Annotated in this window: 12 protein-coding genes; 4 read left to right on the forward strand and 8 right to left on the reverse strand. The window is 76.6% G+C overall.

Translation table 11 applies throughout. From position 1 onward, the window contains the following. Positions 1-173: 173 nt before the first annotated feature. Positions 174-449 carry a hypothetical protein gene (locus tag ACI790_RS19750; RefSeq protein WP_456571495.1) on the forward strand — a complete coding sequence of 92 codons (276 nt, stop codon included), beginning with the start codon at positions 174-176 and terminating at the stop codon, positions 447-449. Between the two features lie 31 nt (positions 450-480). Here the strand turns inward: ACI790_RS19750 and mfd are convergent, their stop codons facing one another. The 5 genes from mfd to ACI790_RS19775 form a co-directional block, all read right to left on the reverse strand. Beyond that, positions 481-4,035: a transcription-repair coupling factor gene (gene mfd, locus ACI790_RS19755; protein WP_456571496.1), complete on the reverse strand. Its 3,555-nt coding sequence runs from the start codon at positions 4,033-4,035 to the stop codon at positions 481-483. Between the two features lie 177 nt (positions 4,036-4,212). Beyond that, positions 4,213-4,980, reverse strand: coding sequence for a polysaccharide deacetylase family protein (locus ACI790_RS19760; protein WP_456571497.1), 768 nt, complete (start codon positions 4,978-4,980; stop codon positions 4,213-4,215). Then, the gene (locus ACI790_RS19765; protein ID WP_456571498.1) at positions 4,977-5,441 is read right to left on the reverse strand and encodes an adenylyltransferase/cytidyltransferase family protein; all 465 of its coding nucleotides are present in this window, start codon (positions 5,439-5,441) and stop codon (positions 4,977-4,979) included. The genes ACI790_RS19760 and ACI790_RS19765 overlap by 4 nt, the downstream gene beginning before the upstream one ends. Further along, positions 5,441-6,175, reverse strand: a complete 735-nt coding sequence (locus tag ACI790_RS19770; RefSeq protein WP_456571499.1) for an arsenate reductase/protein-tyrosine-phosphatase family protein — start codon at positions 6,173-6,175, stop codon at positions 5,441-5,443. The genes ACI790_RS19765 and ACI790_RS19770 overlap by 1 nt, the downstream gene beginning before the upstream one ends. After that, a complete protein-coding gene (locus tag ACI790_RS19775) occupies positions 6,172-7,605 on the reverse strand; it encodes a polysaccharide biosynthesis tyrosine autokinase (RefSeq protein ID WP_456571500.1) in 1,434 nt (477 codons plus the stop codon). Before ACI790_RS19775 ends, ACI790_RS19770 begins: the two co-directional genes overlap by 4 nt. A 267-nt stretch (positions 7,606-7,872) precedes the next feature. On the opposite strand from ACI790_RS19775, the gene ACI790_RS19780 reads away from it, so the two are divergent. From ACI790_RS19780 to ACI790_RS19790, 3 genes are read left to right on the forward strand one after another with little or no spacing between them, the layout of a single operon-like run. Continuing rightward, complete coding sequence (locus ACI790_RS19780; RefSeq protein WP_456571501.1) at positions 7,873-9,183, forward strand: hypothetical protein; 1,311 nt, start codon at positions 7,873-7,875, stop codon at positions 9,181-9,183. Further along, positions 9,180-10,172 (forward strand): glycosyltransferase family 2 protein, encoded by a 993-nt coding sequence (locus ACI790_RS19785; RefSeq protein ID WP_456571502.1) that lies wholly within the window; start codon positions 9,180-9,182, stop codon positions 10,170-10,172. The genes ACI790_RS19780 and ACI790_RS19785 overlap by 4 nt, the downstream gene beginning before the upstream one ends. Further along, positions 10,156-11,688, forward strand: coding sequence for a lipopolysaccharide biosynthesis protein (locus tag ACI790_RS19790; protein ID WP_456571503.1), 1,533 nt, complete (start codon positions 10,156-10,158; stop codon positions 11,686-11,688). Before ACI790_RS19785 ends, ACI790_RS19790 begins: the two co-directional genes overlap by 17 nt. Before the next feature lie 34 nt (positions 11,689-11,722). On the opposite strand, the gene ACI790_RS19795 is transcribed toward ACI790_RS19790, so the two are convergent. From ACI790_RS19795 to ACI790_RS19805, 3 genes are read right to left on the reverse strand one after another with little or no spacing between them, the layout of a single operon-like run. Further along, positions 11,723-12,466 (reverse strand): polysaccharide deacetylase family protein, encoded by a 744-nt coding sequence (locus tag ACI790_RS19795; protein ID WP_456571504.1) that lies wholly within the window; start codon positions 12,464-12,466, stop codon positions 11,723-11,725. Beyond that, positions 12,463-13,464, reverse strand: a complete 1,002-nt coding sequence (locus tag ACI790_RS19800) for a glycosyltransferase family 2 protein (RefSeq protein ID WP_456571505.1) — start codon at positions 13,462-13,464, stop codon at positions 12,463-12,465. The genes ACI790_RS19795 and ACI790_RS19800 overlap by 4 nt, the downstream gene beginning before the upstream one ends. After that, positions 13,461-15,569: a glycosyltransferase gene (locus tag ACI790_RS19805; protein ID WP_456571506.1), complete on the reverse strand. Its 2,109-nt coding sequence runs from the start codon at positions 15,567-15,569 to the stop codon at positions 13,461-13,463. Before ACI790_RS19805 ends, ACI790_RS19800 begins: the two co-directional genes overlap by 4 nt. Positions 15,570-15,966 lie beyond the last annotated feature (397 nt).

Consider the following 15,966-nt stretch of genomic DNA (forward strand, 5'->3'; position numbering starts at 1 on the left):
CCCCCCCCCCCCCCCCCCCCCCCCCCCCCCCCCCCCCCCCCCCCCCCCCCCCCCCCGCCCCGCGCCCCCCCCCCCCCCCCCCCCCCCGGCTGCGGACGCTCCGCACCGGGCGGCTGCTGCTGGACGTCGCGCGCCGGTTCCGTGGCAGCGCGGCGGCGCCGCCGCCGTCGGCGGTGCCCGATGCCGAGCTCGGCTTCTTCCTCGGGTCCGAGGCGGTCTCGGACGCCTACGTGCCGGGGTGGTTCGACGGCGCCGTCACCTTCTACCTGGCGGAGGGCTCACGGCGGCCCCTGCGGCACACGCTGCAGGCCTGGCGCCGGCGCGCCGGACGCCTCACGGTGCTCGCCGTTCCCGGCCACCACGGGGACATCGACGACGACCGGATCGGCATGCTGAGCGCCGCGCACGTCGGCACCCTGGCCGACCGGGTGTCCGCCACGCTCCGCTGAGTCGCTCCACCTCCCGCCCCCGGAGAGCGCGTCAGGAGGCCGCGGCCACGGGCTGGTCGAGCACCGCCTTCAGCGTCGCGTGCAGGTTCTCCAGCAGGGCGACGTCGCGCAGCGGCGTCCGCCGGTCCGGGCCCACCGGCACCTTGAGCGAGATCATCCGCACGGCCGCCTTGTAGGAGGCGCCGTCGGCCAGCCGGGCCAGCCGCATCTGCTTGGACTCCGGCAGGTCGACCGGGCCGACCCGGATGGTGCGGCCCTGCAGCGAGACCTCGGTGATCCCGAGCGACCGCATCGCGACCCGGAAGCGGGCCACGGCCAGCAGGTTGAGCACCGGTGCCGGCGGGGCGCCGTAGCGGTCGGTGAGCTCGTCGAGCACGGCCTGCGCCTGCTCGTCGTCCTGGATCGAGGCGACCTTCCGGTAGGCCTCCATGCGCAGCCGCTCGCCGGGCACGTAGTCGTGCGGCAGGTGGGCGTCCACCGGCAGGTCGACGCGGACCTCCACCGGCTCGGCGGGCACCTCCTCGCCGGTGACCTGCGCCCGGTAGTCGGCCACGGCCTCGCCGACCAGCCGGACGTAGAGGTCGAAGCCGACGCCGGCGATGTGCCCGGACTGCTCGCCGCCGAGCAGGTTGCCCGAGCCGCGGATCTCCAGGTCCTTCATCGCCACCGCCATGCCGGCGCCGAGGTCGGTGTTGTTCGCGATGGTGGTCAGCCGGTCGACCGAGGTCTCGGTGAGCGTGCGGGTCGGGTCGTAGGTGAAGTAGGCGTAGGCCCGCTCCCGCCCCCGGCCGACGCGGCCGCGGATCTGGTGCAGCTGGGAGAGGCCGAAGGTGTCGGCGCGGTCGACGATCAGGGTGTTGGCGTTCGGGATGTCCAGGCCGGACTCGACGATCGTCGTCGCGACCAGGACGTCGTACTCCTTCTCCCAGAAGCCGACCATGATCCGCTCGAGCTCGTGCTCCTTCATCTGCCCGTGGCCGACGGCGATGCGGGCCTCGGGCACCAGGGAGCGGATCTTCGCCGCCGCCTTGTCGATCGACTGCACCCGGTTGTGGATCACGAACACCTGGCCGTCGCGCAGCAGCTCCCGGCGAATCGCGGCGGCCATCTGCTTGTCGTTCCAGGCGCCCACGTAGGTGAGCACCGGGTGCCGCTCCTCGGGCGGGGTGAGGATCGTCGACATCTCGCGGATGCCGGTGAGGCTCATCTCCAGGGTGCGCGGGATCGGGGTGGCCGACATCGACAGGACGTCGACCGCCGTCCGCATCGTCTTCAGGTACTCCTTGTGCTCGACGCCGAAGCGCTGCTCCTCGTCGACGATGACCAGCCCGAGGTCCTTCCACCGGGTCGTCGGCTGCAGCAGCCGGTGGGTGCCGACCAGGATGTCGATGTCCCCGGCCGCCAGCTGCCGGAGGATCTCGGTGGTCTCCTTGTCCGACTGGAACCGGGAGAGCACCTTCACCGTCACCGGGAACTGGGCGACCCGCTCGGAGAACGTCTTGAAGTGCTGGTTGGCCAGCAGGGTCGTCGGCACCAGGACGGCGACCTGCTTGCCGTCCTGCACCGCCTTGAACGCGGCCCGGATCGCGATCTCGGTCTTCCCGTAGCCGACGTCGCCGCAGATGATCCGGTCCATCGGCACCGTCTGCTGCATGTCGGCCTTGACCTCGTCGATCGCGGCCAGCTGGTCGGGCGTCTCCTGGAACGGGAAGGCGTCCTCCAGCTCGCGCTGCCAGACGGTGTCCGGTCCGAAGGCGTGCCCCTGGGTGGCCATCCGCGCGGAGTACAGCCGGATCAGCTCGCCGGCGATCTGCTTGACCGCCTTGCGCGCCGAGCTCTTGGTCTTCTGCCAGTCGGCGCCGCCGAGCTTGGAGAGCGCCGGGGCCTCGCCACCGACGTAGCGGGTCAGCTGGTCCAGCGCGTCGGTGGGCACGAACAACCGGTCCGGCGGCTGGTTCCGCCGCGAGGGGGCGTACTCGACGATCAGGTAGTCGCGCTGCCCACCGTTGACGGTGCGGCTGATCATCTCGATGTAGCGGCCGACGCCGTGCTGCTCGTGGACGACGAGGTCGCCGGGCTGCAGCTGCACCAGGTCGACGGCGTTCCGCCGCCGCGCGGGCATCTTCACCGCGTCGCGCATCGAGGTGCCGCGCTGCCCGGTGAGGTCGTGCTCGGTGAGCAGCGCCAGCCCCACGCCCGGGAAGGCGAACCCGGTCTCCAGGTTGCCCTGGGTGACGTGGGTGAGGCCGGCGTCGGGGGGGCCGGCGACGTCGGGCACCAGCCGGACGCCGAGGTCGGCCTCGGTGAACTGGTCGGCGGCGCGCTGGGCCGGGCCGGGGCCGGCGAAGGTGACGACGACCCGCCACCCGTCGCGGTGCCAGCCCCGCATCCGCTCGACGGCGGCGCCCTGGTCGCCGTGGAACCGCTCGACGGGGACCGCGTCCAGGGTGACCTGGTGCTCGTCGTCCTCGACTCCGTCACCACCCAGCCCACCCCACGCCCCGGTGGTCCACCACGGCAGCCCGCGGGTGCGGGCGGCGGTCTCCACGTCGGCGAGGTCGCGGAAGGACGACGCCCCCAGGTCCAGGGGGGCCTCCCCCGCCTCGGCCGCCGTCGCCCACGACGCGGCGAGGAACTCCTCGGCGGTGCGCACCAGGTCGGCCGCCCGGCTGCGCACCCGCTCGGGATCGCAGACCAGGACGTGCGTGCCCGCGGGCACCAGGTCGGTGAGCAGCTGCATGGCGGCGTCCCCGATGAGCGCGGGGGTCAGCGACTCCATGCCCTCGACGGCGATGCCCTCGGCGAGCTTGCCCAGGACCTCGATCAGCCCGGGGTGCTCGACCGCGAGCGCGGCGGCGCGGGCGCGCACCTCGTCGGTCAGCAGCAGCTCCCGGCACGGCGGTGCCCAGAGGCGGTCGGGGCGCTCGTCGAGCGAGCGCTGGTCGGCGGCGGAGAAGTAGCGCAGCTCGTCGACCTCGTCGCCCCAGAACTCCACCCGCACCGGGTGCGGCTCGGTGGGCGGGAAGACGTCGAGCAGGCCACCGCGGACGGCGAACTCGCCGCGCTTCTCGACCAGCTCCACCCGGGTGTAGGCGGCGTCGGACAGTGCCCGGGCGATGTCGTCGAGCTCGGCGCCGTCCCCCGGCTTCAGCTCCACCGGCGTCAGGTCGCCGAGCCCCGGGGAGAGCGGCTGCAGGACGCTCCGGACGGGGGCGACCAGCACGTCGATCGTGCCGTTGGCGCCCGGGTGGGTGAGGTCGCGCAGGATCGCCAGCCGCCGGCCGACGGTGTCCGCGCGCGGGCTAAGGCGCTCGTGCGGCAGCGTCTCCCACGCCGGGAAGACCTCGATCCGCCGGTCCGGCACGAAGCAGCGGAGGAGGTCCGCGGTCGCGTCCGCGTCCCGCTCGCCGGCGGTGACCACCAGCACGGGGACCCCGGCGCCACCGGGAGCGGCCAGCGCCGCGGCGACCAGCGGCTGCACCGGTGGAGGCGCGGTCACGGCGAGCTCGGCGCTCCCCGCGGTCGCGACCACGCGGGCCATCGCAGGGTCGGTGAGGACGACGTCGAGCACGCCGCGCAGCGTCACGGAACTGCCACTCCTGAGGCCGGGGGCCACACACGTCGCGCCGGGTGCGCGGGGGGCCGCTCCTGCCAGGTTAGTCCCGGTGCGGCCGGCACCGCCGCGCTGCACCCACGCCGGCGAACCGGTCAGCTCACGGCGGACCCGGGGAGGTCGAGCAGGGACGGCAATCCGGCGGTGCACTCACCCGACCGGCCCGGACGGCCCTCTCCGCAGCCGCACGTGGTGGCGGGCGAGCTTGGCGAGCAGGTGCGGGCCGGTGTCCGTCGGCGCGATGTAGGACCGGGGCAGGGTGAAGCGGTCACCGGGCAGGTAGTCGCCGGTGACGCAGGCGTGGTCGTACCCCGCGGCGCGGGCGGCGTCGGCGGCCGCCTGGTCGAAGTCGCCCCACGGGTAGCAGAAGCCGTGGACCTCGGCCTGCAGCACGTCCTCGAGGACCCGCCGGCTGCGGCCGACCTCCTCGGCCAGCGTGGCGGGGCCGGCGCCGGACAAGCGCACGTGGTGGAGCGTGTGGCTGCCCACCTCGTGCCCGGCGGCGGCCACGGCGCGGACCCCGTCGGAGTCCAGCAGGTCCAGGCGCGGGCCGTCGTCCCAGGCGTTGGTCCCGCCGAGCCGCCCGGCGACGACGTAGAGCGTCGCGGTCATGCCGTACCGCTCCAGGACCGGAACGGCGTGCCCGAGGAAGTCGGCGTAGCCGTCGTCGAACGTCAGCCCCACCAGGCCGTCCGCGCGGCCCTCGTCGTGGGCACGCACCAGCTCCCGCAGCGAGACGCCGCGCAGGCCCAGCCGGCGCAGCGTCCGCAGGTGCCGCGCCAGCCGCGCGGGGTGCACCCGCACCCGGTGCGGGTCCGGCAGCCGCGAGGGGCTGATCGAGTGGTACATGAGCACCGGGGGGATCCGCAGCCGCGGACCGGCACCCGCCACGACGGGGCCGTGCCCGAGGGCACTCACCGGCGACCGTCCCGGGGGCCGGCGAGCAGCGGGGCGGCCGACCGGTCCTCCAGCGCGGCCAGGGCCCGGCGCAGCACGGTGCTGGACGTGTGCACCGTGTAGGGGAAGTAGCGCACCTCCACGCCGACCGTGGCGAAGTCGCGCTCGAGCTTCTCCCCCTTGGGAGTGCCTCGCCAGTCGTCGCCCTTGAAGATCACGTCGAACCGGACCTCGTGCCAGGTCTCCAGCTTGTCGGGAACCACCTCGGCGTGGACCGCGTCGACGAACCGGAGGTTGCCCACGATCTCCATCCGCTCGGCGAGGGGGATGACCGGCAGCCGGCCCTTGCTCTGCAGCAGCATCTCGTCGGACACCACGCCCGCGATGAGCCGATCGCAGTGCTGCGCCGCGTGCCGGAGGATGTTCAGGTGCCCGATGTGGAACAGGTCGTAGGCACCGGGTGCGTAGCCGACCACCGTCATCAGTCTCGTTCCCCCGCCTGTCGTCCCATCGGACCCGCTCCCCAGTCGACCAACGCCGGCGACCGGTCGTCACCACCCCGGACGGCCGTTCCCTCGAAAGGGGAAGCCGGCGCGGGGAGGCCGGTGCGGTCGTCCGCGGCCGGGCTCGTGACGGCACCGGTGAGCCGGTCGACGGCCTCCCGGATCAGCGTGAGGGCGCCGCGGTAGTCCTCCTCGGAGCGCCGGTACGGGTCCGGGACCTCCCCGTGGGCTGCTCCGGAGGGCCGGCGGTAGCGCGGCGCCAGGCCCGGCAGGGCGGCCAGCCGGGCCGCCGCGTCCGCGGCGTGGACCCCGGGCCAGCCGTCGGCGGCGGCCGCGGTGGCGACAGCGGCCGCCTCGACCAGCAGCAGGGTGCGGCGGACGGCCGACGGGGCCACCTCCACGGCCGCGGCCCGGTGCTCGCGGGCCATCACCAGCACCAGGTCGGCGGCGCGCAGCTGCTCGGGGACCAGCGCCCGGGCGGCGAAGGGGTGCGGCTCGACCCCGGCCGCCCGCAGCAGCGCGGCCATCGACTCGTGCACGGGTCTGCCGACCAGGGCGCGGGTGCCGGCGCTGACCACGGTCACGCCGGTGCTCCGCAGCCGGTCGGCCAGCAGCAGCTCGGCCGCGGGCGACCGGCAGACGTTCCCGGTGCACAGCACGAGCACCGAGACCCGCGGCGCCCCCGGACCGGGCCCCACCACCGCCGAGGTCACCGCGACGACGGGACGGCCGGACGACGCGGCTGCCGGACGACCGCCGCCCCGGAGCCGGGCGCCGCCGGGCCACCGGCCTCCGCCGGGTCCAGCGACTCGTAGCCGTAGACGTCGTTGCGGCGGTGGGGGACGTGGGTGAGGACCACGCCGGCGAGGCGGGCACCGGCCCGCTCGAGGAGGGCCAGCGCCTGGCCGAGCACCGGCCGGCGGGTGCGGCTGGCGTCCCCGACGACCAGCGTGGCGGCCGTGATCCGGGACAGGACGACCGCGTCGGTGACCGGAAGCAGCGGCGCCGTGTCCACGACCACCACGTCGTGCGTCGCCCCGAGCCCGTCCAGCAGCTCGGCCATGGCCGGTGAGGCGAGCAGCTCGCTGGGGTTGGGCGGAAGGGGGCCGCTGGTGAGCACCCGCAGGCCGGAGCCGCCCCACTCCTGCAGGACGTCGTCGAGCTCGGCCTGGCCGATGAGCACCGAGGTCAGCCCGGCCCGGCCCTCGAGGTCGAAGGTGTCGGCCATCGACGGGCGCCGGAGGTCGGCGTCGACCAGCGCCACCCGCTGCCCGGACTCGGCGAGGGTCAGGGCCAGGTTCGCCGCCACCGTCGACTTGCCCTCGGCCGGCCGGGCGGAGGTCACCAGCAGGGTCAGCGCCTGGCCCGGCCGGGCCAGGAACTGGACGCTGGTGCGCAGTGCGCGGAACGCCTCGGCCTGCGCGCTGCGGGGGGCCGTGACGACGACGAGGTCGCGCCGGTCGCCGGTACCCGGCGGGGTGTCCAGCCCGGCCAGCAGCGGCAGGTCCGTGACGCGCGCCAGATCCTCGGCGGTGCGCACCCGGGTGTCGGTGAGGTCGCGGGCCAGCGCGGCGAGCGTCCCGATGATCAGGCCCGCGATCAGCCCGACGGCCACGTTCAGCGCCGTGCGCGGGGTGGCCGGCTGGGTCGGCGGGGTGGCCGGCGCGATGACGGTGGCCTCGACCGTCGGCGCGCCGTCGTCGCCGGGGGGCGCCAGGTCCCCGACCGTGGCGATCAGCTGGTCGGTGACGGCGTTGGCGATCTCGGCCGCGCGCCGGGGGCTGGGGTCGCTCACGCTGACCTCGACGACGACGGTCTCGGGAACGACCTCGGTGGACACCTGGCGGGCCAGCACCCGGGCGGTCGTGTCGAGGTCGAGCTCCTCGATCACCGGCTCCAGCACGGCCGGGGTGCCCGCCAGCAGGGCGAAGGAGTCCACCTGTCCCTGCGCGAACGTGGCACCGGCGGCCAGGTCGTCCGCGGAGCTGCCGAACCGCAGGGAGAAGAACAGGCTGCTCGTCGACTGGTACGTGGGCGTCGCGAGCAGCGACCCCGTCAGCGCGACGACGACGCCGGTCAGGGTCGCCGCGGCCACCCAGCGCCAGCGCCGGCGCAGCATCTGCAGGTAGTCGTGCAGGCTCATGAACTCTCCCCCAGGTGTCGGCCGGCAGCCGGTCCGGTCCCGCTCTGGACCGCGCGGATCGCGGTCGCGGCCGGATCCGCTGCCGGTCGAAAGCTAGGTCAGATCGGGCGTCGGGCCTGCTCCGCCGGCGTGCGGGCAACCCGAAGTGGTGAGCCGGCCGGCGCGCGGGCGAGCCGGTGACGGCGGCCGCGGCGCGGCTCCCCCTTCCGGGTGGTGGCCTCCCCGGACGACGGACGTCCCCGCCCGGCCCGCCCCCAGACTGGGCCGGTGATCACCGCGGCCATGCCACCGACCGCGGCCGTGCGCGACACGGGTGCCGGTTCCCCGGGCCCTCTGCTGACCCGGCCGGGCCCGGTGCTCGTCCTGGTCCTGGCCACGTGGACGGCTGTCCCGTCCCTCGTGGCCGCCCCGAAGCTCACGTGGGGGCTGACCGCGGCGTTGCTGGCCGTGGTGGCCAACGCCGTGTGGTGGCATGCCCGCGCCCTGCGGGTCAGCGCCCCGGTGGGGCTGCTGGGTGTCGTCCTCGCGTGCGGCCTGGTGGCCTCGCCGCACTACGGCACGCTGGCCGAGCTCTCCGCGAACGGGGCGCGGGCGCTGCTGCTCGTGGGGTGTGCGCTGCTCGCGGCCTCGTGCGGACGCGCCGACGCAGCGCTGCTGGCGCGTGGCGTGGTGCTCCTGGCGATGGTGCAGCTGGCGGTGGCGATGGCCAGCTCCCTGCTCGGGATGCCGGCGCCCTGGGGCTACCAGGGCGTCCCGGGGACGACGTTCGGCACCAACTCGCTGGTGGCGGCCCTCGGCGGGCGGTCCACCGGCACGATGGCCCACCCCATCCCGTTCGGCACCCTGATGGCCGCCGCCGCCGCGCTCTGCGCACCGCGCCTCACCGGCTGGCGGCTGCCGGTCCGGATCGCCGCGGGAGCCGCCTCCTGCTACGGGGTGGCCCTGTCGGGCAGCCGCAGTGCCGCCCTGGCCCTGGGGGTCGCCCTGCTGGTCGCGGTGCTGGCACCCGGCGTCCTGCGGATCGGCGCCGCGTGGCGAGCGGCCGCCGTCCTCGCGCTGACCGGTGCGCTGCTGGCGCTCCGGACGGCCGAGCTGGGGGTGGTCGCCGGCCTCGAGGGCACCGGGTCGCTGACCCACCGGCTGGCCGCGCTGGACGCGGCGGTGCGGTTGGCCGACCGGCCCCTGGTCCAGACGCTCGTCGGCAGCGGGCAGGGGTCGCTGCCGGATCTCTTCGCCGCGCGGCTGCTCCAGCTCGACGGCTTCTTCGCCGTCGACAACCAGCTGGTGGCCACCTTCGCCGTCGCCGGGCTGATCGGTGCCCTCGCCCTGGTCGCCGCCGTGGTGACCGGGCTGCTGCGCGGGCCCCGCGAAAGCCGGCCGGCCGCCCTGGTCACCGTCCTGATGTTCGCCTCCTTCGACGTGCTCGAGTGGACGGCCACGGCGGTGCTCGTGGTGGTCCTGGTGTGCCTGGGCACCGCCCGCCGGGAGGGCGACCGGCGGCCGCCGCCCGGGAACTCCCGTTCCGCGCCGGCTCAGCCGGTTGCCGCCCCGCCACGGGAGAGGACCCCGGCAGCGTGACCCACCACCGCCGAGAACCGCGCGTCGTCGTCGCCGTGCTCACCTACCGGCGCACCGGTGAGCTCCCCGGCCTGCTCGCCGCGCTGACCGAGCAGGCCGGCACCGTCTCCCCGCGCGCCGCCGTCCTCCTGGTCGACAACGACCCCGACGGCAGCGCCGCCGGGACCGCCGCCGCCTGGGCCGGCGTGCGCTACGTCCACGAGCCCCGGCCCGGCATCTCCGCGGCCCGCAACCGGGCCCTCGCCGAGGCCGCGGAGGCCGACCTGCTGGTCTTCCTGGACGACGACGAGCTGCCGGGCCCCACCTGGCTGGCCGCCCTGGTGGGGGCGTGGACCCGCTGGGGCTGCGCGGCCGTCGCCGGGCCGGTCCCCGCGCGGCTGCTCGGACCGGCCGACGACTGGGTGGCCGGGTCCGGCCTCTTCGACCGACCGCGCCACGTCACCGGCGCGCGGATGTCCGGGGCCGGGGCCGGGAACCTGCTGCTGGACCTGCACCAGGTTCGGGCACTCGGCCTGACGTTCGACGAGCGGTTGGGCCTGACCGGCGGCGAGGACACCTTGTTCACCCATCAGCTCGTGCACGGCGGAGGCGAGATCCGCTGGTGCGACGAGGCGGAGGCGGTGGAGTCCATCCCGGCCGCCCGGCTGTCGCGGGCGTGGGTGCTGCAGCGCAGCCTCCGCTCCGGCAGCTCCTGGGCCCGGGCGGAGGTGCACCTGGCCGGCGGCGCGGGAGCGCGGTGGCGGCTGCGCGGGGTGCTGACCGCCCGGGCGGTGGCCCGGGTCGGGCTGGCGTCACTGAGCCTGGTCGCGGCCGTCATCCGCCGGGACACGGCGGCACGGGCGCGCGCGGAGTGCACCATCGCCGGCTACGCCGGGCTCGTCGTAGGCGCGTTCGGACACGTGCGCGTGGAGTACGCCCGCCCTGCCGAGGCCCACGCCGTCCCGGCCCCACCCGCGCCCGAGGAGCCCCGGCATGTCGCCGCCGGTTGAGCCGGCCACGGCGCCGGCCGGGACGGCGCCTGTCGAGCCGTCCCCCCCGCCGCCGGCCGGAGCAGGCAGGCTCGGGCGGGTCGCCGCCCGCGGCGCGGGGGTCACCCTGGCCGCGCAGGGCGGGCGCATCTTCCTGCAGCTGGCCTCCGTGGTCGTCCTCGCCCGGCTGCTCGACCCGCGTGACTACGGCCTGTTCGCCGTCGGGCTCATGGTGGTCGGGGTCGGGGAGGTCGTGCGGGACCTCGGCCTGACCACGGCCACCATCCGGGCCCCGCAGCTGACCACCGCGCAGCGCGACGGCCTGTTCTGGGTGAGCGCGGGCGCCGGGGTCGTGCTCGCCCTGGTGACCGCGGGCGCGTCCGGCGCCATCGCGGCTGCCTTCGGGGAACCGGAGCTCCAGGTCATCGTCCAGGTCCTCGCCCTCACGTTCGTCCTCAACGGCCTCTCCGCGCAGTACCGGGCCGGCCTGAGCCGGGACCTACGGTTCGGCACCGTCGCCGCCGGTGACCTGGTCGCCCAGCTGCTGGCGGTCGGCGCCGCGGTGACCGCCGCCGCGGCCGGCGCCGGCTACTGGGCGCTGGTCGTCCAGCAGCTGGTGCAGGGTGGGCTGGTGCTCGCCTGGGCCGTCACCGCCGCCCGCTGGCGGCCCGGCCGCCCGCGGCGCGGGACCGGCCTGGCGCCGTTCCTGCGCTTCGGCGCCGGGGTGGCCGGGACCCAGGCCGTGCACCACCTGGGCCAGAACCTCGACAACCTGGTCCTGGGCTTGCGGGCCGGCCCGGCCGACCTGGGTGTCTACAGCCGCGGGTTCCAGCTGCTGATGACCCCGCTGAACCAGCTGCGGTCCCCGGCCACGACGGTCGCCGTCCCGGTGCTCGCCCGCCTGCAGGACGACCCGGCCCGGTTCGGCGACTACCTGCGCCGGGGCCAGCTCGCGCTCGGCTACCCCCTGGTGGCCGCGATGGCCGTGGCCGCGGGGGCGGCCGCGCCCCTCGTCGACCTGCTCCTCGGGGACCAGTGGCACCGCGTCGCCCCGGTCCTCGCGCTGCTGGCCGTCGCCGGCAGCGCGCAGACCCTGTCCTTCGTCGGCTCGTGGGTCTACCTGTCGCGGGGGTTGTCCGCGGCGCTCTTCCGCTACACGGTGCTGGCCCTGGCGCTCAAGGCGGCCTGCATCGCCGTCGGCAGCGCCTTCGGCGTGGTGGGCGTGGCCGCGGGTTACGCCACCGCCGCCCTGCTGGAGTGGCCGTTGTCGCTCTGGTGGCTCTCCCGGGTCACGGTGCTCCCGGTCCGCGCCCTGCTGGCCGGTGCGCTACGGATCTCCGCATGCGGCACGGCGGCCGGTGTGACGTGCCTGCTGGTCACGCAGTGGTGCGGCGCCTGGCCCTCGATCGGCCGGCTGGCCGCGGGGGCCGCGGCCGGTCTGGCCACCTACGGCGTGGCCGCGCTGGTCCCCGCCGTCCGGTCGGACCTGGCAGGTGTCGTCGCGTGGGGCCGGCAGATGGTGGGCCGCGGCCGCTGAGCCGGGCGCCGCCGGCCCTCCGGGAGCACGGCCGTCAGCCGGGGAACCAGGGCTCCCGGACCAGCGCGCCCTGCTGCAGCGCCTGCCCCAGCGACCGGGCGGCCAACCCTCGGTCGGCCCAGCCGGCCAGCACGTCGGTGATGAGCTCCGCCCGGTCGAGGACGGGCGGCGGCCCGTCGCAGGCGCCGTCCGCCGGCCCGGCGAAGCCGTCGTGGGCCAGGACGATCGCTCCGGGGCGCACGCCCTGCTGGGCCCGGGCGACCCGCTCGCCGTTCGGGACGTCCTTCCAGTCCCACGTCGTGGGTCCCCACAGCACCGGCTCGAGGCCGGCACCGGTGATCGACCGCCAGTTGCGCACCGTCTGGCGGCCGTAGGGCGGGCGGTACCAGCGGACCGGCCGGTCGATCGCGTCCTCGAGCTCGGCTCGGCCGGAACGCACGAGGCGGGCGACCTCGACGGGGGGCAGCGTGGGCAGCGCGCGGTGGTCGACGCCGTGCAGCGCGACCTCGTGCCCCGCCGCGACGACCTCGTCGAGCAGGCTGCGGTAGCGCCGCACGCGGGTCATCAGCACGAAGAACGTCGCGGTCGCCCCCGCGTCGGCCAGGACGGGCAGCACGCGGTCCGTGCCACCGGGCTCGGGGCCGTCGTCGAAGGTCAGGACGACGTGCGGGGAGCCGGTGCGCAGCTGCACCGTCGAGCCGAGCACGGTGCCCGCGGCCCGCCGGGCGGTCCTGCGCGCGGTCTCCAGCGCCGCCCTCGTCGCCGTGGTCGCGGTCACCGGGCGGCTCCCGGCGCGAACCGCCAGCGGCGACCGCCGCGGGCGTACTCCTCGTACACGACCCCGCAGGCGGCGCCCACCATGCCGGCGCCGCGCAGCAGCGCGCGCAGGCCCCGCGCCTGGTGCCGCGGCGAGCGCGTGGCGAGCCCCAGGGCCCACCGCGCGGCACCGCCAGCCACCCGCAGCAGGCCGCGGGCAGCGCCGCGGACGCGTACGGCCGGCCGGCCGGCGCTCCCCGCGGTCAGCCGCAGCTCGGTGAGGACGGCAGCGTTGCCGTGGCTCCACGCGCGGACCAGCACCCACCGGCGGGTCATCCGCTCGGCCGGCACGCAGTCGACCACGGCGGCCTCGTCGCACCAGACCAGGTGACCGCCCGCCCGGGCCAGGCGGCGGGTGAACAGGTTGTCCTCTCCCCCGCCCATCGGCAGGGTGGTCTCGAAGCGCAGGGCCGCCGCGCGGACCCGGTCGAGGTCGAGGAGCAGGTTGTTGCAGGCGGCGACCTCGATCGGGGTGCCGGTCGGCATCCGGCGGCGGACGAAGAACTCGCCGGCCCGGATCCACGGGTCCAGCTCGCCGGCGTACTCGGCGAGCACGCGACCGGAGACCGCAGCCGCCCCGGTCGCCGCCCAGGTGCCCAGCAGGTGGGTCAGCCAGCCGGGTCCCGGCCGCTCGTCGTCGTCGATGAAGACCAGCAACCGGGACCCGGCGGCCTCGTCCAGGGCGCGGTTGCGCACCGCGGCGATGCCGGGCGCGGGCTCGGCGACGTACCGGAGCTCCGGCGCCGTCACCGCCGCGACCGGGGCGGCACCGGCCCGGTCGGGGTCGTTGTCGACCACCAGCACCTCGACCGCGTAGCGCCCGGCAGCGGTCGCCGCTCGCGCCTGGCCGAGCAGCTGGGGCAGCAGGGCAGCCAGCTCGGTGGGCCGGCGGTAGGTGGGGACGGCGACGGTGACGTGCACGGTGCCGGTTCCCGCAGCCGGCTCACGCCGCGCGGTCACGCGGGCACCTCGCCGGCTGCCCGGCGGGTGGGCGGGCCGAGGACCGCGTCGGCCAACCGGTCGCGGTAATGCCGCGGGTGGTGCCGGCGGCGCGCCTCGGCGGCGTCGGCGAGCGCGGCCTCCCGCAGGTGGGGCCAGTCGGCGACCACCCCCTGCACCGCGTCGGCCCAGGCCGCGGGGCTGCCCGGCGGGGCGACGCGGGCGCTGCCGTACCCGGCGGTGGCCTCCCGCAGCCCGGCCAGCGCGCTGACCACGACGGGCCGGGCGGCCAGCACCGCCTCGACGGCGGCGTTGCCGAAGGACTCGTCGAGCACGGAGGGCACGAGGACGACATCGGCGTCGGCCAGCGCGGGCCAGACGTCCGGGGTGAACCCGCGCAGCTCCACCCGGCCGTCGAGCCCGGCGCCGGCCACGGTCCTCCGCAGCTGGTGCTCGAACCACTCGTACCCGGGGTAGACCGAGCCGACGAGCGTCAGCCGGGCGTCGACGCCGCGGTCGACCAGCTCACGGAGTGCTGAGACGGCGACGTCGGTCCCCTTGCGCGGCGAGAGCCGGCCGACGCAGAGCAGCCGCAGCGGGCCGTCCAGCCGCTCCCGCCCCGGCACCGGGACGGGCGGGCCGGCGACCGGGTTGGCCAGCACGGTGGTGCGGTCGGCCAGGGCCGGCACCAGGCCGGTGACCACCTCGCGGGTGAAGGCGCTGTTGGCGACGACCGCGCCGGCCGTCCGGAGGGGGGCCAGCAGCAGCCGCTGCAGCGGCACGGGACCGGGCCACTCGGCCTCGTGGACGTGGCAGACGGACCGCCGCCCGGCGAGGCGGGCCAGCAGCAACCACCACGGCAGCACGGTGGTGTTGACGTGCACGCCGTCCCGGCCGGCCCGGCGCAGCAGCGCGAGGGCGGGCAGGAACCCCAGGGCGGCGTCCCGGAGCAGGCGCAGTGCCCCGGCCGGCCGGAGCACGGACTTGCGCAGCACCGGCACCGGGAGGACGGCGACGCGCGCCCCGCAGCGCTCGAGCTCGGCGACCAGCGGGCCGGGGCCGGGCAGGGCGACGGTGACGTCGGCGCGGCGGGTGAGCGCGGCGACGGACTCGAGCAGCACCCGGTCGGAGCCGTAGAGCTCCGCGCCCGGGGACACCACGAGGACCGCCGGCCGGGCGGATCGGCGTCCGGCGCCCGTGACCAGGGCGCGCAGCGCCGGCGCGGCACCGGACAGCGACCCGGCCACGGCCGCCCACAGCAGCCGCGGGTCGGCCAGCAGCTGTCGCCGCCCGCCGCGCATGAGGATGTCCCAGCTGATCGCGGGGGTGTGCCACAGCCAGCGGAGGACGCCCCGCCGGTCGAGGTTGCGCGCGGCGAACAGCAACCGGTTCCGGCAGTTGTACCGGTAGTAGAGCGCAGACTTGGCCCGGCCACGCCGGTCCCCGCCGTGGGTGCCGCCCTCGTCGTGCACGGCCACCAGGTCCTCGCGGAGCACCACCGAGCCGCCGGCGCGCAGCGCGCGGAAGCCGAGGTCGACGTCCTCCCAGTACAGGAAGTAGTCCTCGGCGAACCCGCCGATGAGGCGCAGCAGCTCGTCCGAGGCGACGACGCAGGCGGCGCAGAGCCAGTCGCCCGGGTCGTTGGCCGTGCCCGCCGGTGCGGCGGGGCGGGTGCGGGCGCGGCCGTCGCGCAGGTCGGTACGGCCCATCCGGAACACCGTCGCACCCGCCGAGTCGACCAGCAGGGGGCTCACCAGGGCCAGCGGCTCGCGTCGGCTGTGCGCGCGCAGCTCGGCGACCACCTCCCGGGTGATGACCGCGTCCGGGTTGAGGAAGAGGAAGGTCCCGCAGCCCAGCCGTCGGGCCGCGGCGACGCCCGCGTTGCAGGCGGCACCGAACCCCGGGTTGTCGGGCATGCCGACCACCTGCCAGCCGTGCGCCCGGCCCAGCTCCTCGACGTCGCACCGGTTCCGGGCCGTGGAGAAGTTGTCCACCACCACGACCTCGACGTCGTCGCCGGCCAGGCCGGCGGGGGCCAGGGTGCGGCGCAGCAGGTCGGCCGAGCCGAAGGAGACGACGACGATGCCCAGGCGGTCGCCGTCGGCGGGCCGGGAGGCGGCCGGCATGGGCGGCACCGTGGCGGCGGCCGTCATACCGCGCCCCCGGGACGTGCGCGATCCACCGCGGTCGGATCAGTCATGTGTCCCCCCAGCATGGTCGGCGGCAGTGGTCCCCGCCGACGCCAGCGATCGTGCCGGGCGGGACCACCCGTGTCGTCCCTCGTGCGGGGCATACGGGCGCGACCTCACCCCGGCGGGTGCCCGCCGGGGTGAGGTCGCGCTGCGGGCCTGCGGTCAGGCGGCCGGCGGGGTCTCCCCCGGGGCACCGGCCCACACGTTGTCCAGGCGCACCGTGGAGGCGGCCGTGGCCGACCGGGCGGTGTAGAGGTCCAGCCTCAGCCCGCCGGCCCGCTGCAGCGCCACCGTGGCATCGGTGGTCCGGACCTGCCAGTCCGCCGGCTCC

Source organism: Blastococcus sp. SYSU DS0539 (assembly GCF_054050855.1).